Here is a 26335-nt window from a genome sequence, read left to right as displayed (position 1 = left end):
CGATTCGTTGAAAGGGCGGGGGCTTTTGTTTCGGGGCGGCGCTCAGGATCTGGCAACGGAAGGGCTCGCCGCCGGTGGCGGCGGCCGTGCTGTTGCGCTCGTCCGGCCGGCCCGTTTTCCTCAGTTCGACAAGCTGATCGATAGTCCGCTCGGTACCGCCGTCGATCGTCTGGCGGGCGCGGACCTCGTCGTGGACCTCGGTGCCCGCATCGGTTCGCGCGAGTGGTTCCGCGGACTCTTCACCTGCCTTTCGCTCTGTACAGCCGCAGGGCTGATGGTGCCCGACTTCCGGCCGATCCGGCTGCCCGCCGAGCCGCAGATGGGCGCAGCGCAATATGAACAGGCGCGTACCCTCGCGATTGCGCCGCTCGCCCTCGGCGCCGATACCGGCCGCCGGCTCGCGCCGACCGCGCAGGTCGAAACGCTCGGAGATACGCCGGAACGCCCGCGCGTCGAACTCACCGCCACGCTCGGACAGGGCGACGGCTTCGTCCGCGTTCTCGAACGCGCCGGGGTCGCGCGCAACGAAGCCGCCCAGGTCGCGACGCTGGTAGAGCGCGCCGTCCCGCTGGACGATCTGCGCGCAGGTACGAGGATGGACCTGGTCCTCGGTCGCCGCGAGTCCAAGCGCGATGCGCGCCCGCTCGAAAATCTCGGCTTCCGCGCCCGGTTCGATCTCAAGCTCGCCGTCGAGCGCGTCGACGGCGATCTCCGGCTTCAGCGCATCCCCATCCGCGTGGACAACACGCCTTTGCGCATTCAGGGCCGCGTCGGCTCCAGCCTCTATCGCTCGGCGCGTGCCGCCGGGCTGCCCGCCGGGGCGATCGAGACCTTCATCAAAGCGGTGTCGCAGAAGCTGTCGATGCGCAGCATCGGCTCGGACGCCCGCTTCGACGCGATCGTCGAACATGCCCGCGCCGAGACCGGCGAAGTGAAGGTCGGCGAGCTCCTTTATGCCGGCATTACCGAGGGCAAGAAGAAGGTCCAGATGCTGAAGTGGGCCGCCGGGGGGCGCCAGCAATGGTATGAAGCCTCCGGCGTCGGCGAGAGTAAGGGCGTCATGCAACGTCCGGTCCTCGGGCATCTGACCTCGACTTTCGGCATGCGCATGCACCCGATCCTCGGTTATTCGCGGATGCACCAGGGCGTCGATTTCGGCGCTCCGATGGGTGCACCGATCGTCGCCGCAACCGATGGCGTCATCGCCTTTGCCGGTCGTCATGGCGGTCACGGCAACTATGTTCGGATCAGCCATTCGGGCGGCATCGCAACGGGCTATGCGCATATGAGCCGCATCATCGCGAGGGTCGGTGAGCGTGTGCGGCAGGGGCAGTTGATCGGCTATGTCGGGTCCACAGGACTCTCGACCGGACCGCATCTCCACTATGAAATGTATCGCGACGGTCGGCCGATCAATCCGACTTCGCTCAAGTTCACGACGGTGCAGCAGTTGTCCGGCCGCGAACTGGCGAACTTCCGGGCCAAGCTGAGCAATCTGCTTGCGGTGCGCGTGGCCGGCCCTGCCGCGGCGTCCGAAACGCCCGAGAAAAACGCCGAAGCGGCCGATCGCGCCAAGCCGCGTAAGGGCTGATCAGTCGAAGGTAAAATCTGCGCATATGGTCGCAGCCTGGCGCGCCGGCGCTTCCGTACCGCCCTTTGCAAAGCTAGGCTGAAGCCTCCGCAGGAGGAGGCGTTTCATGGTCGATGGGCAGGGCATCTTTCTGGGCGGCAGCCCGTCCGGGTCGGGGATCGACGCCCAATATCTGAACCTGAGGCGCGCCAACCGGCATGGCTTGATCGCGGGCGCAACCGGCACGGGCAAGACCGTCACTCTCCAGGGGATTGCCGAGAATTTCTCCGCTGCAGGTGTCCCCGTCTTCTTGGCGGACGTGAAGGGGGATCTGTCGGGCATGGCCATGGCCGGATCGCCGGTGGCGAAGAATGCCGACAAGCTGGTCGCCCGTGCGGCGGAAATCGGCATGGACAGCTTCGGTTGGCGCGACAATCCAGCGGTGTTCTGGGATCTTTACGGCGAACAGGGCCATCCGATCCGTACGACGGTGTCGGAAATGGGGCCGCTGCTCCTCGCGCGGCTCATGAATCTGAACGAGGTTCAGGAGGGTGTGCTCAACATCGCGTTCCGGCTGGCCGACGAGGAAGGGCTGTTGCTGCTCGACCTCGGCGATCTGCAGGCCATGCTCGCCCACTGCGCCGAGCAGGCGGATATGCTCTCGGCGCGCTACGGCAATGTCAGCAAGGCCAGCGTTGGGTCGATCCAGCGTCAGTTGCTTCAGCTGGAAAGCCAGGGTGGCGGTCATTTCTTCGGAGAGCCTGCCCTGGCGATCGAGGATTTCCTATTGGTCGACGAGCAGGGGCGCGGCCATGTCAACATTCTGGCCGCCGACAAGCTCATGCAGAGCCCCAAGCTCTATGCGACCTTCTTGCTCTGGCTGCTGAGCGAACTGTTCGAGGTGCTGCCCGAGGTCGGCGATCCCGACAAGCCGAAGCTCGTCTTCTTCTTCGACGAGGCGCATCTGCTGTTCGACGATGCGCCCAAGGCATTGGCCGACAAGATCGAGCAGGTCGTCCGGCTGATCCGGTCGAAGGGCGTCGGCGTCTATTTCGTGACACAGAATCCGATCGATATCCCCGAGGACGTGGCGGCGCAGCTCGGCAACAGGGTCCAGCACGCGCTGCGCGCTTTCACGCCTCGCGACCAGAAGGCTGTCGCGGCGGCTGCGGAGACCTTCCGGACCAACCCGGATCTCGACGTCGCCCGCGTGATCACAGAGCTGAAAGTGGGTGAGGCGTTGGTTTCCGTCCTGCAGGAGGACGGGAGCCCTTCGATCGTGCGGCGGACCCTGATTGCGCCGCCGGGCTCGCGGCTCGGTCCAATCGACGCGCGCGAAAGGGCCCTGATGCTGTCGACTTCGCCCGTGGCGGGCAAATATGACGAGCCTATCGATCGGGAGTCGGCCGAGGAGATATTGGCCGCGCGCGCCGATGCCGCCGTCGCCGCAGCGGGTGCGGCAAAGGCGCAGGCCGAAGCCGACCGGGCGGCAGCGACCCAGGCCAAGCTCGAGGCCCGGCAGCGCGAAGCCGAGGCGCGCGAGCAGGCCCGTCGCCGGGCAGCCGATGAGCGGGAGGCCGCAAAGCCCTCCGCCGTCGACAAGGCGATCCAGTCAGCGACCCGGGCTGCCGCATCCTCGATCGGGCGACAGATCGCCAATGAAGTCGGGCGCGCTGTGCTGGGCGGCGGCCGGAGACGCGGCGGATCGGGAGGCATTGCAGGGCAGCTCGTCCGCGGAATCCTGGGCGGCCTGTTCAAATGAGCGCTGTCCTCGGGTGGTTCTGAACGCCATTTCTTCATTGCGTTCGGGCGCCGAACCGTGTGAACCGCCAACGGCGTAAGTCGGGGAAGCAGTTTTGGTTACGAAGACAGAGGGCGGCAACAAGCTTGGCGTCCTGTTCGGATCGGACAATCAGCATGGGAAACTGTGGGCCGGCGAGGAGCGGCAAGGCGTGCTCGGCACGACTGACGTCCGTCTGCTGCATTCGGCGGATCAGAACGACTTCGTCCGGCTCAACATCCCTGTCAACTTCCTCCGGCTGAAGACCCGGCCTTCGTTGGACAATGTCGGCGTCGTTCTCAACCTGATCACCGATGCCGACCTGAACCCAACGGTTCTCGGATTGGCCGAGCGTTTCCTCAAGGGTTATAAGGGGCGGGTGCTCAATCGGCCCGAGGCTGTGATGGAGAGCCGGCGTGACCGGGTGGCATCGCGCATGGCCGGTATCGACGGTTTGATCGTTCCGCCCGTGGCCAAGTTCAAGGGGCGGCCCAATGTGGCGATCGCAGCGATCGAGAAGGCCGGTCTCGGCTTTCCCGCCATCCTCCGCATCGCGGGTCATCATGACGGGCGGGTGGACGGGGTCTGCGCCGATCGCGATGCCGTGTTGCGGCAGATCGACCCCAAGCAGACCCATTATCTTACCCAGTTTTTCGACCTGCGCCAACCGACCGGACTATACCGCAAATTCCGCGTCTTCTATTTTGGTGACCGCGCCGTCATCCGCCACCGCCTCGTTTCGGACAACTGGAACGTCCACGGCCCCGCCCGCGAGCGGGTCATGCCGGACCACCCCGACGAGATAGCCGAGGAAAAGCGTGTCGTGGAGGGAGGGCTCGCAACGCTGCCAGAGCAGGTACAGCGGATATTGCAGGATATCAGAGCGCGTATGCCCCTCGATTTCTTTGGTATAGATTTCGACATCATGCCCGATGGCCGCGTCATCCTGTTCGAGGCCAATGCGACGATGATGTTCTTCCCCGTGTCCGATGATCCCCGCTTCGCTTACGGGCACAGCGCCCGCGAACAGGCGACGGCGGCATTCGATGCGATGATCGCCCGCTGATGCTCGACAGCTACGCCGACATCTTCGCCCGCCGCGCCGATCGCTACTATCGCGCGATGGACATGTTTCCCAAGGCGCGCGACGCGGAGTTCGCGGTCGTCGCCGATTGCCTCGATGCAGATTGCAAGGTCGTGTACGACATGCCGTCCGGAAGCGGCTGGCTGCGCCGCTACATTGCCGACGATATCCGCTACGTCGCGGTCGAGCCCGCCGAATATTTCCAGCAGCGCTGCCCGTCGGACGAGCGGTCGAGCAGCTTGCTCGCTCAGGTGGAAGCCGTACCGGCGCCCGCTGGAACTGCGTGCGCAATCATTTCGCTGGCCGGCCTGCATCATGCACCGGACCTCTCGGTGATTTTTGCCGAGATGCACCGGCTGCTCAAACCCGGCGGCCAACTGGTGATTGCCGATGTCGGCGCCGGAAGCAGCGCCGACCGCTTCCTGAACGTCTATGTCGATGCGAATAACAGCATGGGCCATGAAGGGCGCTTCCTGGACGAGGAAACGGCCAGACTTCTGGTCGCGGCTGGGTTCGAGGTCATCGAGGACCGTCAGGCCGAGACACCCTGGGTCTTTGGCGACCGGATCAGCGCGGGAGCCTATTGCCGCGATTTGTTCGGTATCGACGGACAATCGGCCGAACAGGTTTGCGACGCTTTAGCCGACATCGTCGGCCTGTCCGAAGGGGATGGGAGCCATGTCGTGCAGTGGAGCCTTCGCCGAATCATCTGCCGAAAGCCTGGCTGACGGTCCGACCGCGCCTTTACCGACCCTGGTTGCGCCAGCGCCCGATGATCTGTTCGACGAGCGCGTCCTCATTTCCGCCGCGTTTCCACAGTTCCGAGAAGAGCGGATCGTGCGATGCGGGGCGGAGCTCGGGCGCGAGATCGTCGAACGCCACGCGGATCGGGATCGGGACGCCCTCGCCGCAGATGATCGCCTCCCGGTTGCGCAGGGCTGGAATCGTGTCGAGGAACCCGCGCGCGCCTTCCGGCATCGCCGCCCGCACGAAGGCCTGGTCCCGCTCGTTGTTGAGGCGCATCGCGATGATCGTGCCGCACTGGGACAGCACGCCTTCGGCAAGATCGGAGGGGCGCTGCGTCACAAGCCCCAGCGACACGCCATATTTGCGGCCTTCCTTGGCGATCCTCTCGAGGATCCGGCGGACCGGGCCGCTATTCTGCTGTCGATCCGAGGGGACGTAGCGGTGCGCTTCCTCGCAGACGAGGAGGATCGGATGCTGCGCCGTGTTCCGTGCCCAGATCGCATAGTCGAACACGCAGCGCGCCAGCACCGAGACCACAACCGACGTGATCTCCGAGGGTACACCCGACACGTCGATGACGGAGATCGGCCGGTCTTCGCCCGGTAGCCGGAAGATGCGCTTGATGAAGCTCTTCATGCTGTCGCCGACGAGCATCCCCGAGAACATGAAATGATAGCGGGGGTCGGAGCGGATCTCGTCGATCTTGTGCTTGAGGCGAAGATAAGGCGCGTTGCTCGACGCCTTCTCCAGCTTGCCCATTTCGGTCTGGATGATCGTGGTGAGATCGGAGAGGACATAGGGAATGGGGCTGTCAACGGTAATCCGGCTGACGCCTTCGGCCGCGCGGTTGCGTTGCCGCGCGGCGAGGAGACATTTCGCCAAGATGTCCGCGTCGGTCTGCCGTTCGGCACCGCTCGTGGTGAGCAGCACCTCGCAATGCTCCTCGAAGTTCATCAGCCAGTAGGGCATGGCGAGATTGGCGACGCCATAGGAGGCGCCCACCGCGTCGAAGGCCGCGGCATATTCGCCATGGGGGTCGATCATCACGATATGACCGTGCGGCGCCATGGCACAGATGCGGTGCAGGATGAGAGCGGTCGCGGTCGACTTGCCGGTACCGGTCGAGCCGAGCAGGGCGAAATGCTTCGACAGCATGGCGTCGACGTGCAGGGCGGCGCGCGTGCTTCGCGTCGGGTGCACGGTGCCCACCTCGATGTTGGGAATTTCGCGCGCGCCGAATATGGCATCCATGTCCGGGGTGGAAACGCCGGTGACCGGCGTGCCGGGCAGGGGGAAGCGGGTAACCCCCCGGCGGAAGCCGGAGAGATGGCCTGCAGCGTCGCGTTCGCCCTCTCCCAGGAAAGCCAGATGCGCGATCACGCTGTCTCCATCGCAATCGAGCGCGTGGACCGTGGCGATCACATTGCGGCCCGCGACCGACATGGCGAGCATCGACCCGACTTCGCCGCCCATGGCCAGCGCGCCATCGTCGTCTCCCGCCAGCAGCGCGAGACCCTGACGATCGAGCCGGATGCGGGCACCTCCCCCTGAAACCGCCTCGACATGGCCCAGTACCACGCCGTCGGCCCCGTCTGTTCTAGCCGGCCGCAGCCCGCGCACGATCTCGTTCATTATTTCAAGCCCCGATCCATGGCCGGGGTCTAGCGGGACGGCGGTTAACAAAGCCGCCAATGCGCACGGGGCGAAAAGCTACTCGCGCAGCCGTCGGAACGCGACGCTGGCGGCCCAGCCGAGGCCGAGCGAGAGAAGAACCGCCGTCAGCCCGTAGAGAATGCCGTGCCGCTCTGCGGCGCGGGCGACGAAAGCCTCCATCCCGGACTTATGAATCTCGATCTCGCGCGTCGCCGCAGCGACGACGCGTCCGCGTTCGATCAGGAAGGTCTCGGCGGTGTAGCGCCCCACCGGCACCCGGGCCGGGATGGCGATGCGGGCGCGGTACAACACGCCCTCGCTGATCTCGACGCCCCGGTCGGTCTCCGAATAATAGCCGCCGCGCCGCTTGAGTTCGATCAGCCCTTCCTCGAAGCGCTGGTCGTCGGCGAGGTTGCCCGAACTGGCGGGCGAGAGCTGCAGATTGTCGATGCCCAGCTCGTAGATGACCGCCGTGCGCTGGTCGACGAGCTCGGCGATCGGGCGCGACGAGGCAAGCGCGTAGAAGGACGGCGCCGAGCGGAAGTCGCTGCTGTCCGCGTTGATCCACATGCCGGCGATCTTGCGTTTTTCGCGCACCAGCACGGGCTCTGACGGACCTTTCACCACCACTGCGATCTGGGCGTCGTCGCTGGGCGTGCGGCCGCCCGGATAGAGGATTGCCCCGAACAGCAGCAGCTCCGCTCCGGTGAAGCTGTAGATGATCTCGATCTTGCGCTGGGACACGTCGGGCACCAGCTTGGGGCCGGATGCTGCGATCAGCACCGGCGCGAGACAGGCGAGAAGAAGCGCTCTCACAGCGGCTGCACCGTGAAGATTTCGGGAGGCTGCCAGGTCAGGCCCAGCAGCATCCGGATCGCGACGACGAGAACGATGAAGGCCAGCGCGAGGCGCAGATATTCGGGCTTCATCTTCAGCGCCATGCGGGTGCCGATCTGGGCGCCGGTCACGCTGCCGACCAGAAGAAGCGCCGTCAGGACCAGGTCGACCGCGCGCGTGGTCAGCGCATGGACCATGGTCGTCGCAGCCGTCACGAACAGGATCTGGAACAACGATGTGCCGACCACGACGCGCGCCGACATGCCGAGGATGTAGATCATCGCCGGGACCAGGATGAACCCGCCGCCGACGCCCATCAACACCGTCATGATGCCGGTGGCGAGGCCGAGCAGGAAGGGCGCGAGCGGCGAGATGTAGAGGCCGGAGCGGTAGAAGCGCCAGCGGAACGGCATCATCGCAATCAGCGGATGGTGCCGCCGTCCGCTGGCTGGCGGGGCTACGCCGCGCCACTGGGCATGCAGGGAACCGATGGCGTCCTTCGCCATGACGATACCGATGCTGCCCAGCATCAGGACGTACATGACGTTCACGACCGTATCGATCTGCCCGATGTCCTGCAGCAGGCGGAACAGGAAGCCGCCGAGAAGCGACCCGATCGCGCCCCCCGCGACCAGTACGCCCCCCATCTGGTAATCGACGCCGCCGCGTGCGCCATGGGCAAGCACGCCAGACACGCTCGCGCCGGTGATCTGTGGGGCCGACGATGCCACGGCGACCGCCGGGGGGATGCCATAGAAGATCATCAACGGCGTGGTCAGAAATCCCCCGCCGACGCCGAACATGCCTGACAATATGCCGACCAGACCGCCCAGGCCGATGATTACCAGGATGTTCACCGACAATCCGGCAATGGGCAGGTACAGGTCCATGCCCGCAGGGCTAGAGCATTTTCGCCTGTCGGGGAAAGGGCCAAGCACCAAATCCTGTCGGTTTCGACGGACGATTGAGGCGTTTCGAAACCCAGCCTCTTGCCCGTCGCACCGACCCAGGGCTATGCAATGCCATGGTTCCCTTTTCGTTCTGTTCGGTCGATCTGCTGGCGCTCGGCGAGGGCGGGCTCTTTCATGCTCCGACTCGCAGCCTGCTCTTTGCAGACCTCCATCTCGAGAAAGCGAGCAGCTATGCGCGGCGCGGTCAGATGCTGCCGCCTTATGATTCGATCGAGACGCTGCGCCGGGTTCTGGCGCTGGTCGAGCGCACGGAAGCGGAAGCGGTCTATTGCCTGGGCGACAGCTTCCATGACCGGAAGGGAACCGAGCGCCTGACTGATGAAGCGCTCGGCCTGCTGGCCTTGCTGACCGCGCGAACTCGCTGGACCTGGATCGTCGGCAACCATGATCATGCGATCGCCGATCCGCTCGGCGGCCACATCGTCGGTGAGGCATATCTGGCCGGGCTGGTCCTGCGGCACGAGGCCGACCGGCATGATCCTCGCCCTGAGATTTCAGGCCATTATCATCCCCGCTATATGGTCACGCTGCGGGGGCGTCGGGTGTCCCGGCCCTGTTTCGTGGCGGGCGAAACGAAGCTGATCCTTCCTTCCTTCGGCGTATTGACCGGCGGGATGGACGCCGCCGATCCGGTCATACTCAGGACCGTCGGGGCAGGCGCACGAGCGCTGATCGCGGTTCAGGAGCGGTTGCTGGGTTTCCCTCTCGCTGCCTGAGCCTGGGCGTCAGCCCTTGGGATAGACCATCACCGGCTGCTTGCGGAACCGGTCGGGAAAGGCGACGCGCAGCGCCTCGACCTTGGGGAGGTCGTTATAAACGATATAGGGATAGTCGGGCTTCCGCAGCAGGAAGTCCTGATGATAGCGCTCGGCCGGATAGAAGCCGCGATAGCGCTCGACCTTCGTCACGATCGGGGCCTTCCACAGCCGCGCTCCGGAGAGCTGGGCGATATAGGCTTCGGCCGTTGCACGCTGGGCCGGCGTCGTCGGGAAGATGGCGGTGCGATACTGGCTGCCCCGATCGGGGCCCTGCCGATCGAGCGTCGTCGGGTCCGCGACCAGCGCGAAGAAAATCCGCAGAAGCGTGCCATAGCTGACCTTCGACGGATCATAGGTGATACGTACCGCTTCGGCATGACCTGTGCTGCCCGATCCGACCGCCTCATAATTGGCAGTCTGGGCAGAGCCGCCGGAATAGCCCGACACGGCCGATCGTACGCCCTCGACATGCTGGAACACGCCCTGCACGCCCCAGAAGCATCCACCGGCAAGCACGGCGGTCGCGGTCGCGGTCCCTTCGACCGGATCGACCGCAGGGGCCGGAACCCGAACGATCGGGCCGGCGGCGACTCTTGGAGCCGGGGCGATTGCCGGGCTCCGCGTTGCCATCATGCCCGCTGCCGCCAGCAGCAATATGCCCGCGCAAATGCCGGCGATCATCGGCCGGTTAGGACTGTCCGTCAAAAGGTCATCCTTTTTTCGATCCTGTGACGATTATGTCACACAGATGGAGAGCCGCCAACCGGATTCAATCCCGGGGGCGTCACGGTCGTGCCGGGATGGTGCGGCAGCGACCGCGCCCTCCCCGTGTCGGGGAGGGCGGCTGTGGTTCAGCTAAGGGCCGCGCAGGCGGCCTGGATGCGCGTGCAGGCTTCGGTCAGGATCGCTTCCGACGTCGCATAGCTGACGCGGAAGGCGGGCTCGAGCCCGAAGGCCGCGCCATGCACGGCCGCGACACGATGGTCGTCGAGGAAATAGTCGATCAGATCGGCATCGGTCGCGATCGTCTTGCCGGCCGGAGTCTTGAGACCGATCAGGCCCGACACGTCCGGATAGACGTAGAAGGCGCCTTCGGGACGCGGACAGTTGATGCCCTTAGCTTCGTTGAGCATCGACACCACGAGATCGCGACGCTTCTGGAAGGCGATGGCGCGCTCGGCCAGGAAGGACTGATCGCCGCTGAGCGCAGCCGTCGCGGCGGCTTGGGCGATCGAGCAGGGGTTGGAGGTCGACTGCGACTGGAGCTTCGACATCGCCTTGATCAGCGGGGCCGGGCCGCCCGCGAAGCCGATGCGCCAGCCGGTCATCGAATAGGCCTTCGAGCAGCCGTTTACCGTGAGCGTGCGCTCATAGAGGTCTGGCGCGACCTGGGCGATCGTCGCAAACTCGAAGCCATCGTACAGGATATGCTCGTACATGTCGTCCGACATGATCCACACATGCGGATGGCGACGGAGCACTTCGGCGATGGCTTTGAGCTCGTCGGCGCTGTAGGCGGCACCGCTGGGGTTGGACGGCGAGTTGAGCAGCAGCCACTTGGTCTGGGGCGTGATCGCGGCCTCGATCTGCTCCGGCGTGATCTTGTAGAGCTGGTCGGCACCGGCGCGGATGAACACCGGCGTGCCACCGGCGAACTGCACGATGTCGGGATAGCTGACCCAATAGGGGGCCGGGATGATCACCTCGTCGCCGGCCGAGACGGTGGCGACCAGGGCGTTGAACAGCGTGTGCTTGCCGCCGACATTGACGCTGATCTGCGAGGCTTCGTAGGTCAGATTGTTGTCGCGCTTGAACTTGGCAGCGATCGCCGCCTTCAGTTCGGCGGTGCCGTCGACATTGGTGTACTTCGTCTGGCCTTTGCGGATCGCCTCGATCGCTGCGTCCTTGACGAAGTCGGGCGTGTCGAAGTCGGGCTCGCCCGCCGAAAGGCCGATCACGTCGATGCCCTTCGCCTTCAGCTCGAGTACGCGGCTCGTCATGGCGAGCGTCGGCGAGGGCGAGATGCGGTTGAGGGCAGGTGCGATGAGGCTCATGGCGAGGCGCTTTCCTGTTGCTGCGCTGATGGAAACGGCCGCGCTATAGGGGAGAGGGGGCTCTGCCTCAACCTCCGTTGTGCGCTGCCGCAACGAGGCGCGCCGCGATAAGGCCGCGCAGCGAGTTGCCGATGAAGAAGCCGTCGGCAAGATCGGCAGGCGTAAGGCGTTCCTCGAACGCCCGGCCTTCCTCGATGAGGCGCTCGCGCAAAATGCCGGGGAGCAGGCTGCCGGCGGGCGGTGTGGCGAGCCGGTCGCCGCGCGTGACGAAGATATTGGTGAAGCTGCCCTCGGTCAGGCCGCCGTCGGCCGCGCGGAAAATAACCTCGAAGGCGCCCGATGCCCGTCGCGCGGAATCATAAAAGTCACGATCGGTGGTCTTGTGGATCAGGCGCAGATCGTCGGCTGGGACGGGGAGGTCTGCCAGCGCGACGGCGACCGGCTCTGCCGGCACCTGCGGCATCGGGCGGATCTCGATCGCGATGGCGCCGCTGCGTCCGAGCAGCAGGCGGACCCGGGCGTCGCTTGTCAGGCGGAAAGTCGCCGCCTGCAATTCGTTACGGCAGTCGTGCCGGTTGAAGGTGAAGCCGAGCCTGTCGGCACTTCGACGCATTCGCTCGAGATGTCGTTCCAGTTCGACGAATCCGTCGAGCGCTTCGAAGCGCATCGTTTCGACGAGGTCGAACGCCCCCGATGTCATGGCGATCCGCTGCTCCCTGCCGCCGCGGGAGCGGCGCTCGATTGCCCTGCTTCCCCTATGGTGCGAAACCGCCGCGAGCAAAAGGGCTTATCGCCAGCTTCAGGGGAGCCGGGCCTGGATAGCCGTCCGTCCGGAGCGCGCGCCCGACACGCGGCATATTGCATATGGGCCTCGCGGCAGCCATGTCGGCGGGATGACGAATGAAGCCACTCCACCGCTCAAGGCCGCGATCGTGCCGGTGACGCCGTTGCAGCAGAATTGCACCCTGCTCTGGTGCACCAAGACGATGAAGGGGGCGTTCGTAGATGCCGGCGGCGACCTCGAACGGCTCAAGGGTGCGGCCGCGCAGCATGGCGTCACGATCGAGAAGCTGCTCGTCACCCATGGTCATATCGATCATTGCGGCGGGACCGGCATCCTGGCGGAGCAACTGGGTGTGCCGATCGAGGGGCCGCATCCCGACGATCGCTTCTGGATCGCGCGGCTCGACGACGATGGCCGCAACTATGGGATCGAGGGGCGGGCCTTCGAACCGGATCGCTGGCTGGGCGATGGTGACAAGGTCACGGTGGGGGAACTCGTCCTCGACGTCATCCACTGCCCCGGCCATACGCCTGGGCATGTCATATTTCACCATGCCCCGTCGAAGCTGGCTCTGGTCGGGGATGTCCTGTTTCAGGGATCGATCGGCCGGACCGATTTTCCGAAGGGCAACCACGCGGATCTGATCGCGTCGATTACCCGGAAGCTGTGGCCGCTCGGCGGCGCTACCGCCTTCGTGCCGGGCCACGGGCCGATGTCGACTTTCGCGCATGAGCGCGCCAGCAATCCGTTCGTCGCGGACCGCGTCGTCGGCGCCTGACGCGGGCGAGGGGGGCAGCGTCGCCGCCGCCCCCGATGCCGTTCAGCGGCCGGGCGCCAGCCCGTCGTTGGTGACGGTCGTGATCAGGCCGTTCTTCGTCGTGTAGGGAATGGTCAGCGCATAGCCGGCGAGGCCGAGGGTGACCACGAAGCTGATGAGCACGCCAGCCGCGCGGAGCGGGTTGGGTGTCTGCCGGTCCATCCCGAAGGGATGAAGAATGCGTCCGGCTATATATATAATGCCGGCGCCCCACAGCCAGTTCTGAGTCCCCTGAGCAAACTCGATGAGCGCTATGAGGATGAGGATGATCGGGGTATATTCGATAAAGTTCGATTGCGCGCGCATCCGGGCGATCAGCAAGGGTTTGCCGCCGTCACCGATCAGCACCTTGTCCTTGACGCGGATGGTCGCGATCCGGACGGCGAGCCATATGTTCACGATCGCGGCGGCACCCGCGATCGTCAGCGTGATAGGCAGGATCATATCCCCCTCCTTGGATTGGAGGGCGTTGATTGGCAGGTCGCACCGATACTTGCAACGCGGAGCGAAATCGCTATAGGTCGCGCGCTCGCGACGAGCCCGACCCCCCAAAGGGTTACGGGCGTTCGTCGCTTTATTTGTTTAGCTAGGAACAGGTGCCGACATGGCCGTCCCCAAGAGAAAGACTTCGCCCTCGCGGCGCAACATGCGTCGCAGCCATCACGCGTTGACGGTTGAAGCGTTCCAGGAATGCCCGAATTGCGGCGAACTGAAGCGCCCGCACAACCTCTGCAACGCTTGCGGACATTATAACGGCCGCGAGATCGTCTCGGTCGAGGCCTGAAACAGGCCTGATCCGGGGAATGACCGTGGACGAAGCACCGCGAATCGCCATTGACGCGATGGGCGGTGACGGTGGGCCGGCGACGATCGTTGCCGGCGTTGCCCTTGCTCGCCAGCGTGACCCATCATTGCGATTCACCCTGTTCGGGGACGATGCTGCGCTGCGTGCGGAGCTGCGTCGGCATCCCGGGATGGGCGATTCGGACGTCGTCCACTGCGACGACGTCATCACGGGCGACGACAAACCCAGTCAGGCGATTCGCCGCTCCAAGACCAGTTCGATGGGTGCCGCCATCCAGGCCGTGAAGGCCGGGGATGCGGCAGCTGCGCTGTCCGCGGGCAACACCGGTGCGCTGATGGCGATCGCGAAGCTGTCGCTGCGGACGATGCACGGCATCGACCGGCCGGCGCTTGCCGCGCTGCTGCCGACGCTCGGTGATCGTGATCTGGTGATGCTCGATCTGGGCGCCAACACCGATTGCGACGCCCGCAACCTGGTCGAGTTCGCGGTGATGGGCGCCGCCTATTCGCGTCTCGCCCTGGGTACCGAACAGCCGCGGGTGCGGTTGCTCAACATTGGCACCGAAGAGCTCAAGGGCACCGGCGAATTGAAGGACGCCGCCGCTCAACTGCGTCAGCAGACCGGCAGCGGATGGCGCTTCGACGGTTTCATCGAAGCTGATCGGCTCGGGCGTGGCGAGGCGGATGTCATCGTCAGCGACGGCTTTTCCGGAAATATCGCGCTGAAGTCGATCGAGGGCACCGCGCGCTTCATCACCGACCTGCTGCGTCGCGCCTTTTCGAGTTCGATCCGGTCCAAGGCGGGCTTCCTGCTGTCGAAGCCAGCTTTCCAGCTGCTGCGCCACCACCTCGATCCGAACAACCATAATGGTGCCGTCTTCCTCGGCCTGAACGGCCTCGTGGTGAAGAGTCATGGCGGTGCCGACGAGAAGGGAATCGCCAATGCGATCAGTCTTGCCGCCAAGATCGCTCGCGAGGACCTTACCCGCCGGATCACCGACGATATCGAGGATTTCCGCAAGAGCATCGCGCAACCGGAGGACGTCGCGTGAGCGCTGAACCGCGCCGCCGCGCCGTAATCGCCGGAACCGGGTCGGCGCTGCCGAGCCGGAAGGTGTCCAATGCCGAGCTCGCCGAGACCGTGGATACGTCCGACGAATGGATCGTCGAGCGCACCGGTATCCGCATGCGCTATATCGCAGGCGAGGGTGAGACCACCTCGACGCTGGCGACCGACGCCGCCCGCCGCGCTATCGAGAATGCCGGTATCGACGCCTCGGCGATCGACCTCATCATCCTCGCCACCGCGACGCCCGACCAGACCTTTCCAGCATCCGCCACCATCGTGCAGTCGGCGCTGGGTATCAACGACTGCGTGTCCTTCGACGTGCAGGCGGTCTGCTCGGGCTTCCTCTACGCGCTGACGGTCGCCGACAGCATGATCCGCGGCGGCGCGGCGAACCACGCGCTGGTGATCGGAGCGGAAACGTTCAGCCGGATCCTCGACTGGGAGGATCGCACGACCTGCGTCCTGTTCGGCGATGGTGCGGGTGCAGTCGTCCTTCGTGGCGAGGAGAGTGAGAGCGGAGTCCTCGCGACTCGGCTTCATGCCGATGGCCGGCACAACCAGCTCCTCTATGTCGATGGCGGCCCATCGACGACGCAGACCGTCGGCAAACTTCGTATGAAGGGGCAGGAGGTGTTCCGTCATGCGGTCACGAACCTCGCCGAGGTGCTGCGCGAAGTCCTCGCTGCCGCCGATCTGACCGTGGCGGATATCGACTGGGTCGTGCCGCATCAGGCCAATCGCCGGATACTTGACGCTACGGCCCGCAAGCTCGGGCTGCCGGCGGAGCGGATCGTCATCACGGTCGACCAGCATGCCAACACCTCCGCCGCATCGGTTCCGCTCGCGCTCGACACGGCTGTTCGCGACGGCAGGATCAAGCGGGGCGACCTGCTCGTGCTCGAGGCGATGGGTGGCGGTTTCACCTGGGGTGCTGCGGCCATACGGTATTGAAGCCCTTGGAATCGGCTTTGATTCGTGCGCTACTGTACGTAAGGTAGCCGAAATCTAACCGACCGGGGGGTTCTATGGCGTTGAATGGGGGCACTTTGACGCGGGCGGATCTGTCCGAAGAAGTCCATCGCGAGATCGGCCTGTCGCGCGCCGACTCCGCAGCGGTCGTCGAACAGATCCTCGAGCATATGAGCTCTGCCCTGGCCCGTGGCGAGAATGTGAAGATTTCCGGCTTCGGAAGCTTCATCCTTCGCCAGAAGGGAGAACGGATCGGCCGCAACCCCAAGACGGGGGTCGAGGTGCCGATCGCACCGCGACGTGTTCTCACCTTCAGGGCCAGCCAGATGCTCCGCGATCGGATCGTTGCGGGGAATTAAGGCTTTTTCTTGAATGACTTCTGCTGGTGAAAAATCCGACGACGCCTTTCGGACCATTGGGGAGCTGTCGGCGGAGCTCGGCATACAGCAGCACATCCTGCGCTATTGGGAGACGCGCTTCCCGCAGCTGAGGCCGCTGCAGCGCGCGGGCAACCGGCGCTATTATCGTCCCTCCGATGCCGCGCTGGTTCGCCGTATCCACAGCCTGCTCAACGAGCAGGGCTATACCATAAGGGGCGTGCAGAAGCTGCTCGCCCAGAAGGCGCCCGCCGACGAGCCGTTGGTGGTGACGGCAGTCGAGCCTTCCGACTCCCCGCCCGCGATCGAATCCGAATCGCCCAGCATGGCGGCTGCGCCGATCGCACCGCAACCCGTATTGGTGGTCAATCAGAGCCTGCCGGCCGCGGCCCGAACCGAACTGGCGGCAATTCGCGAAGCGCTCGTCGAGGCCCTCGCAACCGACATGGACTGATCCAGCCTCGGGCTCAGGCCTGGTCGGGGCCCAGGCTGGGGTCGAGATCGCGTGGACGGACGAACAGCGACAGCGTGCCGCCATCGGCGCGGACCTCGTCCCAACGCTCCACGGGGAAACTGATCTCGGCGAGGCTGGCTGTCGGAAATTTCTCCTCGACCTGGTCGCGTGCCTCGTCGTCGGTCCGGTCTGGCACGAGCATCAGCACAAGATCCTCGAGTCCAGGATTATGGCCGACAAGAAGCAGCGAATCGAAACGGTCGTCGGCCTCCTGGACGACATCGAGCAGCGATACTGCAGAAGCGAGATAAACGCGCTTGTCCCAGGCAGGAGCGATCGTCTCGCCGATACCCTGTGCGACATGCTCGATCGTCTCGACGCAGCGGACCGCAGGCGACGACAGGATATGGTCGAAATGCATTGCGTGGTCGCGCAGATACTCGCCGATGCGATGGGCGGCGCGCTTGCCGCGCGGGTTCAGCGGGCGGTCGAAATCGCGGGCTACGGGATCGTCCCATCCCGACTTGGCATGGCGCAAAAGCGTCAGTTTCTTCACGGTGGCAACACACTCCCTCGACCTCGGGCCGTGATGCCCGAAACAGGCGACGGAAGAAAGTCCGCTTGCGGCCCGACCGCCGCCACAGGGGCGGCGGCCGGATGCCGTATCAGAAGTGCCGCGTCACCGTCGCGAAGATGTTGCGCTCTGCACCCATGAAGCAGTCCCCGCGCGAGAGACACGCCGAATAATGGCGCTTGTCGAAGAGGTTGGTCGCGTTGATCGCAAACGACCAGTCGGTCCAGTTGACCTCGACCAGAGCATCGACCAACGTATAGGACGGCGTGCGAACGCTGCCCGAGCGGTTGGCGCCGGTGTAGCGGACGCCTGAACCGATCCGCACGTCGGTATCGTCGTTCAGCACGAAGCTCTTGGTCCCCCACAGCGTGGCCAACCGCTTGGGGACATTGTCGAACTGGGTGCCGGTGCCGGCCTCCTCGGCCTTGTTGTAGCTGTAGGTCGCGATCAGCGAGTAGTTATCGCCGATGTTGCGGTTGATCTCGATCTCATAGCCCTTGGAGGTCGCCGACCCTGCCTGGCGCTGGTCGAAGGGGTCGGCGGTGGTGGGATCATCCACGGGCCGGTTCTGTTCGCGGATATGGTAGCCGGTCAGCGTGACCAGTGTATTGTTGTCTGGGTGGAACTTGATGCCGCCTTCATATTGGCGGCCGGTCTTGGGCTTGAACGGATTGCCCGCGCCGGTCGTGCCCGAGATGGGTTCGAAGGACTCGGTATAGCTGAGGAAGGGCGAGACGCCCTTGACGATCTCACCGATGATCCCCGCGCGGAAGGTCGTCGCATTGGCCTTCACGGCAGCGGAGCCGGCGGCCTTGGTGCGGACATGATCGCGGCGTCCACCGAGCACGACCGAGACACGATCCCACAGCCGGATCTGGTCCTGGATGTAGATGCCTAGCTGCCGCTGACGGGTATCTTCGGAACTGGAGAACAGGAAGCTCGGGTCCGCCGCAGTGGGAATGCCGCCGCCAAAGTCCGAGAGCGCAGCATAATCGATATTGTAGATGTCGATCGTCTCGAAGGCGAAGCCGCCGACCTTGCGGACGCGGTTCCAGCTATAGTCGATGCCCGCCAGGACGAGATGCTCGATCGCCGCGCCCGTGTTGAAGCCGATCTGCATATTATTGTCGGTCGAGAAGATGTTGAGGCGCGCCCGGCTGCCATCGGCATAGAGGCCGATCGTGCGCTGGGCCGCATCCAGATAGGGATTGGCGGGATTGGAATAGCTGTTCGGATAGTGGGTCAGATAGGTGACGTCGCTGTCGATGTAACGCGCCTTGACGTTCAGCTTGATCCGGTCGGTGAAGCGATGCTCGACAAGGCCCGTGCCTTGCAACAGGCGTCCGTCATAGCGATCCCAACCCGGCTTGCCGATGAACAGGTCGTTCGGTAGGCGGCCATTGGGATTCGCGTAGATGGTGCCGACGAGCGGGAGGAACTGCGACGTCGAACCGCCGTCATCCTCCTGGTAGAGGCCCAGCACCGTGATGTCGGTATCCGACGACGGCTGCCAGCGCAGCGAGGGGGCGAGCATCACGCGGTCGTCCGGCACATGATCGGTCTGGGTGTCGGCGTCGCGAACCCGCGCGACGATCCGGCCAGCCAGCCCGGGCGCGAGGCCTCCGGTGAAGTCCGCCAGCGCTTCCTTGCGGTCAAAGGAGCCGTAGCGCAGCGAAACTTCGCCCTTCGTCTCGAACTCCGGCAGCTTGGAGGAGAGGTTGATCAACCCGCCGATCGATCCCTGGCCGAACAGGACCGAAGCCGGGCCCCGCACCACGTCGACGCGCGAGAAATTATAGGGGTCGGCGCGGATGCTGGCATAATAGCTGAAGATGTCCCGCATGCCGTCGCGGAACTGCAGCGCGTTGATGCCGCGGATGAAGCTGCTGTCCACGCGGCTGTCGGGGCCGTAGGGATTCGCGACCACACCCGCCACATAGCGCAGGGTATCGGCGATCGAGATCGCTCCCTGGGCGAGATAGACGTCATCGGTCACGACCGTCAGGGCCTGGGGCGTCTGGATCAGCGGGGTGTCGGTCTTGGTACCGGCATTGGTGCGTTCATATCCGCCCGTGACGATGATCGTACGAGCGTCCTCGCTTTCGGCTTCGGCGGCCGCTGCATGGGCGGCGATGCCGTACAGCATGGCTGAACTGGCGAGGGCGAGACGGAGTGCGGCGCTTGCTTTCATTGCGATATCCCACTGTTTTTGACGACGGTCGATCGGTCCCGCGTGCCAGCTATTGAGAATCACTCTTATTTGCAAGTGGCTTGCAGCCTGTTGTTTTTGCGAATATCTGATCGGGTCAACGGGCCGCGATGCGGCTGGGCCGGGACATCGAGATGCGCACTTCGGCGAGGAAATGGATAAGGGTGGGGCTGGCCGGTCCGATGGCCGTGATATCGGCCCTCGTGATGATGGCGGGGATGACGCAGTGGCTCCCCGGGGGCGCGGCCGGAATCGATAATCTCGTCCTGCCGCTCCTTCTCGTTCCGCTTCTGTGGGCGGGATTCTTCTTTCACGCCTGTCTCGATTCCCGGCTGAGCCGGGTCGCGATCCTGTCCATAGGCCTCACGGTGATCCACGCGGGGCTGGTCGCCGACCGCTTCCTCCAGCGCGCACCCGAGGCGACCCAGGGGCACCGGCCATGATCCATCTCGAAAAAGAAGACACCAAGCTGATGGTGGCGGTCCACGGCTGGTCGGGCATATTGCTCGGCCTGCTGCTCTACGCCGTCGTGATCACGGGAATGGCTGCCGTCTTTGCGGAGGAGATCGGCATCTGGTCAGCGGGGCATGTGCAGACCAGCTCGGCCTTCGAGCGCCCCTTCGACCGCGCCGTCAGAGTGCTCGGGGAGCGCACGCCGGAAAAATATCATGAGGGCGTCGATCTCTTCGAGGTCGGTGATCGCAATATGGGGGTTTTCTTCCATCGGCACGAAACCGATGCCTCGGGCAATCTTGTCTCGCGCGGCATCTATTATCAGCTCGATGCGCAGGGACGCGTGGCCAGCGAGCGCAGCGGCACCGGCGAAGAGGTTTTTGGCCCGCGCAACGATGACGCGCTGAGCAGTTTCCTGGTCGATACCCATGTTCGACTGCATCTGCCCGATCCCTGGGGCCTGCTGCTGACGGGCATATTGGGACTGGCGATGCTCGTCGCGGCCATATCGGGGTTGCTGATCCACCGGCATCTGTTCAAGGACATCTTCACGCTCCGCCGCCGCGCCAATCCCGTCCTTGTCGACCGCGATCGGCACAGCGTCGCGGGCACGTGGAGCCTGCCCTTCGCCTTCCTGCTCGCCTTCACGGGAAGCTTCTTCTCCTTCTTCGGAACGGTCGGCGTGCCGATCGTCGCGATGGCCGCCTTTGGAGGCGACGTACAGGCGCTCAACGATGCGGTGTTCGGCAACCCGCGCATCGTCGATGAGCGGCCGGTTGCGGTCGGTAATCTCGATCGCATCGCGCAGGACTCGATCCGCCGAACCGGCGAAGCGCCCACCTTCCTGTCTATCGAGCATTTCGGCCGGGCCGATTCGCAGGTCACCAGCTTCCACCCGCCGGGCGAGGGCGGGCTGGAGCCCGCGACGCTTCTCTATGACGGGGCGACGGGACGCTTCGACCGGGCAAAGCCGTCGATCGGGACCGCACCGTCTGCCGGCGGCACGCTGGCGGCGATCATGGCGCCGATCCATTTCGGCAATTTCGCAGGGCTGCTGTCCAAGGCGATCTGGTTCGGGCTGGGATTCGCGATGTGCTATGTCACGCTGACCGGGCTGCGGCTCTGGCTGGTGCGGCGAAGGGAAGCCGGCCGGGCGCTCGATTGGCTCGAGCGGACGGTAGGGGCGGTTGGTTTCGGCCTGCCACTGGGACTGGTCGCCGCAGCTGCGGCCTTCCTGATCAGCATGCCCCTGGGCAGCGCCGTCTTCTGGACGCCCACCGCCTTCCTGATCGGCTTCGGCAGCGCCCTCGTTCTGGCGTGCACGCTTCGATCGGCGGCGACGCTCGACCGTGCGTTGCAGCAGGCCACGGGGGTGGTGCTCGCCCTCCTGCCGTTGTTGCGGCTGGCGACCGGCGGACCCGGCTGGACGCAGGCACTGGCCGTGGGGCAGCCGGTCATCGTGGCGATGGACGTCGCCTGCATCCTGGGTGGCGGCTGGATGTTGTGGCGCCTGCGCGGGCTGGGCGATGCCGCCAGCCGAGAGCGTGGGGCGCCGATGCTGCAGGCGGCCGAATGATGGCGCTGCTTCTGCCGTCGGCAGCGATACTGCTCACCACCACGCTGATCGCGCTGCTCGCGGCGGGCGATCCGAAAAGGCGGCGGTCGGCGCGGCTGTCGGGAGACGGGCAGGGGAAGAGTCTCCGCCGTGTCCTGGCAGCTTTTGCCTGCCTGCCCGGGGCCGTGCTGGCGGCGATGGGCGACGCTGCCGGCTTCATGCTGTGGCTCGGCGGAGCCGCCGTCGCTGGCTGGTTCGTGGCGCTATTGTTCGCCCAGACCCGGCAGGAGACGCGCTGACTCAGGCGCGCCCGCTGCAACTCCAGTCGCAGGCCTATTCGGGGCGCGATGCCCCGCAATACGCGCGACGGCCTCGTCGAGTGTAACGCGCAGAACCGGGACCCCGCCCGGGAAGGCGTCGAGCAGGCGCGACGGGGTGGCCGCACCGAGCAGGACGAAATGCCCGCGATCCTCGGCGCTACGGATGAGCCTGCCAAAGGCCTGGCGCAGCCGCGCGCGAACGATGCGGTCGTCATAGACGCTACCGCCGCCGGCTGCCTTCCGCGCACTGTGCAGCACGGTTGGTCTCGGCCACGGTATGCCCTCCATGACCACCAGCCGCAGCGAATCGCCCGGTACGTCGACGCCATCGCGCAGCGCATCGGTCCCGAGCAGCGAGGCGCGGGGATCGTCGCGGAAGATATCGACCAGCGTTCCGGTGTCGATCGGATCGACATGCTGGGCATAGAGCGGGAGCCCGTCCCGGGCGAGCCGGTCGGCGATGCGCGCATGGACCGCGCGCAGGCGCGAGATTGCGGTGAACAGCCCCAGCGTGCCGCCACCGGCCGCCGCGATCAGCCGATGATAGGCCTGGCCCAGTTGCGCGACATCGCCCCGCTTGAGGTCGGTGACCACCAGCACTTCGGCGCTGGAGGCATAGTCGAAGGGACTGGGGACCGACAGATGGCGAGGGCTGTTGTCGAGATGGACCGTCCCAGCCCGCGCCTCCGCGCCGCTCCAGTCTTCGCCGTCGCGCAATGTAGCGGACGTGACGAGGACGCCATGGGCCGGCTTGAGAACCGTTTCCGCCAGCGGGCGGGATGGATCGAGCCAATGGCGGTGAAGACCGATGTCGAGTTCCCGCCCCTCCACGCGATCGACGGCGAGCCAGTCGACGAAATCGGGATCGAGCGGGCCGCCGAGTCGGGCGAGCATGGCGATCCACGAGGCGACGAGTTGCCCGCGCTGGGTCAGCCCTGCGATCGCGCCCTCGATCCGCGCGCGGGCCTGCCCGTCGAGCCAGTCGGGGCCGTCGTCCATGACGGCGGCAAGTCGCTGCCGCAGCTTCGCCATCGGCCGCATCAGCGCCTCGAGGGCTTCGACTGCCGGGCGCGCGGCGTCGATCAGCTCCGGCTCGGGCTGCCCCGCGTCGGTCTCAAGCCCATATCCCGCATCCTGCGCGTCGGCGCGTGCATAGACGGTGGCCCGCACGGCGGAGAGCAGCCGCTCGATCGGCCCCAGCGGCAGATTCTCGCCCAACCGGCCGAGCCAGCCATCGGACGGCAGCAGGGTCGCCGCCGCCGCCGCCGCCTCGATCGCCAGCCCGCCCTCCTCGTCATAGCTGGCGACGTCGGACAGCCGCGCGGACAATCCGCGCCGCCTGCCACGCGCCTTGGATTCCGGACCGATGATCCAGCGGCGCAGCTCGATCGTCTCCTGGCCGGTGAGTGCGGCAGCGAAAGTCGAGTCGGCTGCGTCGAACAGGTGATGGCCCTCGTCGAACACCAGCCGTCCCAGCGGCTGTCCCTCGTCGGCGCGCCGCTGGGCCAGGATCATCACCAGCGCGTGGTTGGCGATCACGATGTCGGCATTGTCGGCCGCGCGGGCCGCGCGCTCGATGAAGCATTTTCGGTAGTGTGGGCAGCCCGCATAGACGCATTCGCCGCGCCGGTCGGTCAGCGCCGTCGATCCAGCGCGGCGGAACAGCGTCGGCAGCCAGCCGGGCAGGTCGCCCCCGACCATGTCGCCGTCGCGCGTATACATGCCCCAGCGGGCGACCAGCTGCGCCAGTATCGCGGCGCGGTTCTGGAAACCGCCCTGCAATGCATCTTCGAGGTTGAGCAGGCAGAGATAATTTTCCCGGCCCTTGCGCACCACGACCCGGCGGGCGCGTTCGGACGCGTCGGGAAAGATGCGGCGCGTCTCCTTGTCGAGCTGCCGCTGGAGCGCCTTGGTATAGGTCGAGACCCAAACGGCCCCGTCCGCCTTCTCCGCCCAGAGCGAGGCGGGGGCGAGATAGCCGAGCGTCTTGCCGATCCCGGTGCCGGCCTCTGCAAGCACCACATTGGGGCGTCCTTCGCCCGAGCGGGGATCGAAGGCGCGGGCGTTGGCGGTCGCATAGGCTCGCTGTCCCTCGCGGCTCTCCGCCTGGGGACCGACAAGGGCGCTCAGCCGCTGGACCACCTCCTGCTCGTCCAGATGGACGTTGCGCGGCTGTCCGCGGGCGCCCGCCTCGTCCCACTCTGGCAGGCGCGCGAACAGGCCGCGCTCCGGGCGGGCCGGCGACTTCAATATCTGTCCGATCGGGCCCGACCAGGGCCAGCGAAGGCGGGCCAGCGACTGGGCGCTGTTATAGGCGCCATAGGCTTCGGGCCAGTCTTCGGGCCGTGCCATGCGTCCCAGCAGGGCCTGTGCCGCCTCGATCAGGAAGATCGAGGCGCGCGCGTCGTCGACGGGTGGCGACAGGTCTAGTGCGCGTGCGAGGCCTGCGGGCGTAGGCACGGCAAACCGCGCGGGATGCACAAAGGCGAACAGCTCGAGCAGATCCAGACCCGAAAAATCGGCAATCCCCAGGCGGCTCGCCGTGACCGCCGCATTCAGCACGATCATCGGGGTTTCCGCTGCCCGCGCTGCCGCCTCGCCGCGCCCGATCCCGCGGACCTCGCCCTGCGCGGAGGCGAGCCAGATGCCGCCATGGGTCGCATGCAGCGCCGGATAGGGAAGGGCGAGGGCCATTGCGTCCATCTAGGGGCTAAGGAACGATTGGGGAACAGGCATAAGGCAGGATTCCGCATCGCCGCCACTGATGTTGATTCGCCGGGCGCGCGCGCTACAGGAGCCGGATCATGACCGACAGCACCACCCCCGCCGCGCTGCGCGATGCCGCGCTCGTCTCCAAGGCCTGGCCCTATGAGGAGGCGCGCAAGCTCCTGAAACGCTATGAGAAGGGCGCACCGGAGAAGGGTTATGTGCTGTTCGAGACCGGCTATGGCCCTTCGGGTCTGCCGCATATCGGCACCTTCAACGAGGTGCTGCGCACGACGATGGTTCGTCGCGCCTATGAGGAGATGTCGGACCTGCCGACCCGCCTGATCGCGTTCAGCGACGACATGGACGGGCTGCGCAAGGTGCCCGACAATGTGCCGAACCAGGAGATGCTGCGCGAGCATCTGGGCAAGCCGCTGACGCGCATCCCCGACCCGTTCGGCAAATATGAGAGCTTCGCGCACCACAACAACGCGATGCTGCGCGAATTCCTCGACCGTTTTGGCTTCGACTATGACTTCCGTTCGTCGACCGAGGCCTATGAGGGCGGCCAGTTCGACGAGGCGCTGAAGAATGTGCTGCGCCATTATCAGGGGATCATGGGCATCATGCTTCCCACGCTGCGCAAGGAGCGCCAGGCGACCTATTCGCCGGTTTTGCCGATCAGCCCCAGAAGCGGAATCGTCCTGCAGGTGCCGGTCGAGGTCGTCGACGCCGACGCCGGGTTGATCCGCTTCGAGGATGAGGGCGAGAGCATCACCCAGTCGGTCCTTGGCGGCAAGGCCAAGCTTCAGTGGAAGGTCGACTGGGCGATGCGCTGGGTCGCGCTGGGCGTAGATTACGAAATGTCGGGCAAGGACCTGATCGACTCGGTCACCCAGTCGTCGAAGATTTGCCGCGAACTCGGCGCCCGTCCGCCCGAGGGCTTCAACTATGAAATGTTCCTCGACGAGAAGGGGGAGAAGATCTCCAAGTCGAAGGGCAATGGCCTCAGCCTCGAGCAATGGCTGACCTATGGGCCCGAGGAGAGCCTCGCCTTCTACGCCTATCGCGAGCCGAAGAAGGCCAAGCAGCTCCACATGGGCGTGATCCCGCGTGCGGTCGACGAATATTGGCAGTTCCGGGGCAATTATCCGGCGCAGCCGATCGAGCAACGGCTGGGCAATCCGGTCCATCATATCCACCGTGCCACCAATGATGCGGTTCCCGAAAGCACGCTGCCGGTCACCTTCGGCCTGCTGCTGAACCTGGTCGGGGTCATGGGCGATGCGTCGCGCGAGCAGGTGTGGGGCTATCTGTCCAACTATGTCGAGAATGCCTCGGCCGAGAAATATCCCGAGCTCGACCGCCTGATCGGCCACGCCCTCGCCTATAATCGCGATTTCGTTGCGCCGACCCTGAAGCGGCGCAAGCCGACCGAGACCGAGGCGGCTGCGCTGCGGGCGCTGGACGCAACTCTTGCCGCTCTGCCGGCCGGAGCCACTGCCGAGGATATCCAGAACGAGGTCTATGCGATCGGCAAGGACGAGGCCTATGGCTTCGCGTCGCTGCGCGACTGGTTCAAGGCGCTCTACGAGACGCTGCTGGGCGCCGAGCAGGGGCCGCGCATGGGCAGCTTCATTGCGCTTTATGGGATCGATAACAGCCGCCGCCTGATCGCGGAGGCGCTGGCCTGACCGCAATTTTTTGAAAGCCAAGGGAAACCCCGGCTTTCTGCGGCGTTTCCGAGCCGGTCCACCCCCTTTCGGACTGGCATTGCGCGGCTCCGCGCA

Annotated in this window: 25 protein-coding genes; 15 read left to right on the top strand and 10 right to left on the bottom strand. The window is 65.5% G+C overall.

Annotated elements, in window-relative coordinates:
* Window positions 1–25: 25 nt before the first annotated feature.
* From G6P88_RS08770 to G6P88_RS08755, 4 genes are all read left to right on the top strand, one after another.
* Window positions 26–1591 carry a M23 family metallopeptidase gene (locus G6P88_RS08770; RefSeq protein WP_165322806.1) on the top strand — a complete coding sequence of 522 codons (1566 nt, stop codon included), beginning with the start codon at window positions 26–28 and terminating at the stop codon, window positions 1589–1591.
* 106 nt (window positions 1592–1697) lie between these two features.
* Window positions 1698–3332: a helicase HerA-like domain-containing protein gene (locus tag G6P88_RS08765; protein ID WP_165322805.1), complete on the top strand. Its 1635-nt coding sequence runs from the start codon at window positions 1698–1700 to the stop codon at window positions 3330–3332.
* A 94-nt stretch (window positions 3333–3426) separates the two neighbouring features.
* Window positions 3427–4416: an ATP-grasp domain-containing protein gene (locus tag G6P88_RS08760; RefSeq protein ID WP_226946789.1), complete on the top strand. Its 990-nt coding sequence runs from the start codon at window positions 3427–3429 to the stop codon at window positions 4414–4416.
* Window positions 4416–5162 (top strand): class I SAM-dependent methyltransferase, encoded by a 747-nt coding sequence (locus tag G6P88_RS08755; protein WP_165322804.1) that lies wholly within the window; start codon window positions 4416–4418, stop codon window positions 5160–5162. Before G6P88_RS08760 ends, G6P88_RS08755 begins: the two co-directional genes overlap by 1 nt.
* Window positions 5163–5178: 16 nt before the next feature.
* Here G6P88_RS08755 and G6P88_RS08750 read toward each other — a convergent pair whose 3' ends face one another.
* The 3 genes from G6P88_RS08750 to G6P88_RS08740 all read right to left on the bottom strand — a co-directional run bounded on the left by G6P88_RS08750 (window position 5179) and on the right by G6P88_RS08740 (window position 8561).
* The gene (locus tag G6P88_RS08750) at window positions 5179–6813 is read right to left on the bottom strand and encodes an ATP-binding protein (RefSeq protein WP_165322803.1); all 1635 of its coding nucleotides are present in this window, start codon (window positions 6811–6813) and stop codon (window positions 5179–5181) included.
* A gap of 78 nt (window positions 6814–6891) precedes the next feature.
* Window positions 6892–7650: a TIGR02186 family protein gene (locus tag G6P88_RS08745; protein ID WP_165322802.1), complete on the bottom strand. Its 759-nt coding sequence runs from the start codon at window positions 7648–7650 to the stop codon at window positions 6892–6894.
* Window positions 7647–8561, bottom strand: coding sequence for a sulfite exporter TauE/SafE family protein (locus G6P88_RS08740; protein WP_165322801.1), 915 nt, complete (start codon window positions 8559–8561; stop codon window positions 7647–7649). Before G6P88_RS08740 ends, G6P88_RS08745 begins: the two co-directional genes overlap by 4 nt.
* 134 nt (window positions 8562–8695) lie before the next feature.
* Here G6P88_RS08740 and pdeM point away from each other — a divergent pair, with 134 nt between their 5' ends.
* Window positions 8696–9358 (top strand): ligase-associated DNA damage response endonuclease PdeM, encoded by a 663-nt coding sequence (pdeM, locus tag G6P88_RS08735; protein ID WP_165322800.1) that lies wholly within the window; start codon window positions 8696–8698, stop codon window positions 9356–9358.
* A gap of 9 nt (window positions 9359–9367) precedes the next feature.
* Here pdeM and msrA read toward each other — a convergent pair whose 3' ends face one another.
* From msrA to G6P88_RS08720, 3 genes are all read right to left on the bottom strand, one after another.
* Window positions 9368–10105: a peptide-methionine (S)-S-oxide reductase MsrA gene (gene msrA, locus G6P88_RS08730; protein WP_226946788.1), complete on the bottom strand. Its 738-nt coding sequence runs from the start codon at window positions 10103–10105 to the stop codon at window positions 9368–9370.
* Window positions 10106–10251: 146 nt separating this feature from the next.
* Complete coding sequence (locus tag G6P88_RS08725; RefSeq protein WP_165322799.1) at window positions 10252–11454, bottom strand: pyridoxal phosphate-dependent aminotransferase; 1203 nt, start codon at window positions 11452–11454, stop codon at window positions 10252–10254.
* A 67-nt stretch (window positions 11455–11521) separates the two neighbouring features.
* Complete coding sequence (locus G6P88_RS08720; protein WP_165322798.1) at window positions 11522–12154, bottom strand: aminotransferase class IV; 633 nt, start codon at window positions 12152–12154, stop codon at window positions 11522–11524.
* Between the two features lie 193 nt (window positions 12155–12347).
* On the opposite strand from G6P88_RS08720, the gene G6P88_RS08715 reads away from it, so the two are divergent.
* Window positions 12348–13016, top strand: a complete 669-nt coding sequence (locus G6P88_RS08715) for an MBL fold metallo-hydrolase (protein WP_165322797.1) — start codon at window positions 12348–12350, stop codon at window positions 13014–13016.
* A gap of 42 nt (window positions 13017–13058) precedes the next feature.
* On the opposite strand, the gene G6P88_RS08710 is transcribed toward G6P88_RS08715, so the two are convergent.
* A complete protein-coding gene (locus G6P88_RS08710; protein WP_165322796.1) occupies window positions 13059–13499 on the bottom strand; it encodes an MAPEG family protein in 441 nt (146 codons plus the stop codon).
* A 160-nt stretch (window positions 13500–13659) separates the two neighbouring features.
* On the opposite strand from G6P88_RS08710, the gene rpmF reads away from it, so the two are divergent.
* The 5 genes from rpmF to G6P88_RS20535 all read left to right on the top strand — a co-directional run bounded on the left by rpmF (window position 13660) and on the right by G6P88_RS20535 (window position 16728).
* Entirely contained in the window at window positions 13660–13839 is a 180-nt protein-coding gene (gene rpmF / locus G6P88_RS08705; protein ID WP_165322795.1) for a 50S ribosomal protein L32, read from the top strand.
* Window positions 13840–13864: 25 nt separating this feature from the next.
* Window positions 13865–14911: a phosphate acyltransferase PlsX gene (plsX, locus tag G6P88_RS08700; protein WP_165325060.1), complete on the top strand. Its 1047-nt coding sequence runs from the start codon at window positions 13865–13867 to the stop codon at window positions 14909–14911.
* Complete coding sequence (locus tag G6P88_RS08695) at window positions 14908–15879, top strand: beta-ketoacyl-ACP synthase III (protein ID WP_165322794.1); 972 nt, start codon at window positions 14908–14910, stop codon at window positions 15877–15879. Before plsX ends, G6P88_RS08695 begins: the two co-directional genes overlap by 4 nt.
* A gap of 74 nt (window positions 15880–15953) precedes the next feature.
* Entirely contained in the window at window positions 15954–16256 is a 303-nt protein-coding gene (locus G6P88_RS08690) for an integration host factor subunit alpha (RefSeq protein ID WP_165322793.1), read from the top strand.
* 13 nt (window positions 16257–16269) lie between these two features.
* Window positions 16270–16728: a MerR family transcriptional regulator gene (locus G6P88_RS20535; RefSeq protein WP_165322792.1), complete on the top strand. Its 459-nt coding sequence runs from the start codon at window positions 16270–16272 to the stop codon at window positions 16726–16728.
* Between the two features lie 13 nt (window positions 16729–16741).
* Here G6P88_RS20535 and G6P88_RS08680 read toward each other — a convergent pair whose 3' ends face one another.
* The gene (locus G6P88_RS08680) at window positions 16742–17284 is read right to left on the bottom strand and encodes a SixA phosphatase family protein (protein WP_165322791.1); all 543 of its coding nucleotides are present in this window, start codon (window positions 17282–17284) and stop codon (window positions 16742–16744) included.
* 109 nt (window positions 17285–17393) lie between these two features.
* Window positions 17394–19493 carry a TonB-dependent siderophore receptor gene (locus G6P88_RS08675; RefSeq protein WP_206335902.1) on the bottom strand — a complete coding sequence of 700 codons (2100 nt, stop codon included), beginning with the start codon at window positions 19491–19493 and terminating at the stop codon, window positions 17394–17396.
* 128 nt (window positions 19494–19621) lie between these two features.
* Between G6P88_RS08675 and G6P88_RS08670 the strand changes: the two genes are divergently transcribed.
* From G6P88_RS08670 to G6P88_RS08660, 3 genes are read left to right on the top strand one after another with little or no spacing between them, the layout of a single operon-like run.
* Window positions 19622–19954 carry a hypothetical protein gene (locus G6P88_RS08670; RefSeq protein WP_226946787.1) on the top strand — a complete coding sequence of 111 codons (333 nt, stop codon included), beginning with the start codon at window positions 19622–19624 and terminating at the stop codon, window positions 19952–19954.
* Window positions 19951–21540: a PepSY-associated TM helix domain-containing protein gene (locus G6P88_RS08665; protein ID WP_165322790.1), complete on the top strand. Its 1590-nt coding sequence runs from the start codon at window positions 19951–19953 to the stop codon at window positions 21538–21540. The genes G6P88_RS08670 and G6P88_RS08665 overlap by 4 nt, the downstream gene beginning before the upstream one ends.
* Window positions 21537–21818: a hypothetical protein gene (locus G6P88_RS08660; protein WP_165322789.1), complete on the top strand. Its 282-nt coding sequence runs from the start codon at window positions 21537–21539 to the stop codon at window positions 21816–21818. The genes G6P88_RS08665 and G6P88_RS08660 overlap by 4 nt, the downstream gene beginning before the upstream one ends.
* Here G6P88_RS08660 and G6P88_RS08655 read toward each other — a convergent pair.
* On the bottom strand, window positions 21783–24533 hold the full coding sequence (locus G6P88_RS08655; RefSeq protein ID WP_165325054.1) for an ATP-dependent DNA helicase: 2751 nt from the start codon (window positions 24531–24533) through the stop codon (window positions 21783–21785). The genes G6P88_RS08660 and G6P88_RS08655 overlap by 36 nt on opposite strands.
* A 110-nt stretch (window positions 24534–24643) precedes the next feature.
* Between G6P88_RS08655 and G6P88_RS08650 the strand changes: the two genes are divergently transcribed.
* Window positions 24644–26239, top strand: coding sequence for a lysine--tRNA ligase (locus tag G6P88_RS08650; protein ID WP_165322788.1), 1596 nt, complete (start codon window positions 24644–24646; stop codon window positions 26237–26239).
* The last annotated feature ends 96 nt before the right edge of the window (window positions 26240–26335 follow it).

The sequence above is a fragment of the Rhizorhabdus phycosphaerae genome, assembly GCF_011044255.1.
Classification (GTDB): domain Bacteria; phylum Pseudomonadota; class Alphaproteobacteria; order Sphingomonadales; family Sphingomonadaceae; genus Rhizorhabdus; species Rhizorhabdus phycosphaerae.
Note: the sequence above shows the minus strand (reverse complement) of the source record. Positions and strands in the feature narration are given on the sequence as shown.

Bases quoted from the DNA above. Each gene is read 5' to 3' on its own strand.
- G6P88_RS08650 (WP_165322788.1), top strand. From the start codon at position 24,644: ATGACCGACAGCACCACCCCCGCCGCGCTGCGCGATGCCGCGCTCGTC.
- G6P88_RS08720 (WP_165322798.1), bottom strand. From the start codon at position 12,154: ATGACATCGGGGGCGTTCGACCTCGTCGAAACGATGCGCTTCGAAGCG.
- G6P88_RS08755 (WP_165322804.1), top strand. From the start codon at position 4,416: ATGCTCGACAGCTACGCCGACATCTTCGCCCGCCGCGCCGATCGCTAC.
- G6P88_RS08715 (WP_165322797.1), top strand. From the start codon at position 12,348: ATGACGAATGAAGCCACTCCACCGCTCAAGGCCGCGATCGTGCCGGTG.
- G6P88_RS08765 (WP_165322805.1), top strand. From the start codon at position 1,698: ATGGTCGATGGGCAGGGCATCTTTCTGGGCGGCAGCCCGTCCGGGTCG.
- G6P88_RS08725 (WP_165322799.1), bottom strand. From the start codon at position 11,454: ATGAGCCTCATCGCACCTGCCCTCAACCGCATCTCGCCCTCGCCGACG.
- G6P88_RS20535 (WP_165322792.1), top strand. From the start codon at position 16,270: ATGACTTCTGCTGGTGAAAAATCCGACGACGCCTTTCGGACCATTGGG.
- G6P88_RS08670 (WP_226946787.1), top strand. From the start codon at position 19,622: ATGCGGCTGGGCCGGGACATCGAGATGCGCACTTCGGCGAGGAAATGG.
- G6P88_RS08750 (WP_165322803.1), bottom strand. From the start codon at position 6,813: ATGAACGAGATCGTGCGCGGGCTGCGGCCGGCTAGAACAGACGGGGCC.
- G6P88_RS08710 (WP_165322796.1), bottom strand. From the start codon at position 13,499: ATGATCCTGCCTATCACGCTGACGATCGCGGGTGCCGCCGCGATCGTG.
- pdeM (WP_165322800.1), top strand. From the start codon at position 8,696: ATGGTTCCCTTTTCGTTCTGTTCGGTCGATCTGCTGGCGCTCGGCGAG.
- G6P88_RS08675 (WP_206335902.1), bottom strand. From the start codon at position 19,493: ATGAAAGCAAGCGCCGCACTCCGTCTCGCCCTCGCCAGTTCAGCCATG.
- rpmF (WP_165322795.1), top strand. From the start codon at position 13,660: ATGGCCGTCCCCAAGAGAAAGACTTCGCCCTCGCGGCGCAACATGCGT.
- G6P88_RS08665 (WP_165322790.1), top strand. From the start codon at position 19,951: ATGATCCATCTCGAAAAAGAAGACACCAAGCTGATGGTGGCGGTCCAC.
- G6P88_RS08740 (WP_165322801.1), bottom strand. From the start codon at position 8,561: ATGGACCTGTACCTGCCCATTGCCGGATTGTCGGTGAACATCCTGGTA.
- G6P88_RS08655 (WP_165325054.1), bottom strand. From the start codon at position 24,533: ATGGCCCTCGCCCTTCCCTATCCGGCGCTGCATGCGACCCATGGCGGC.
- G6P88_RS08690 (WP_165322793.1), top strand. From the start codon at position 15,954: ATGGCGTTGAATGGGGGCACTTTGACGCGGGCGGATCTGTCCGAAGAA.
- G6P88_RS08660 (WP_165322789.1), top strand. From the start codon at position 21,537: ATGATGGCGCTGCTTCTGCCGTCGGCAGCGATACTGCTCACCACCACG.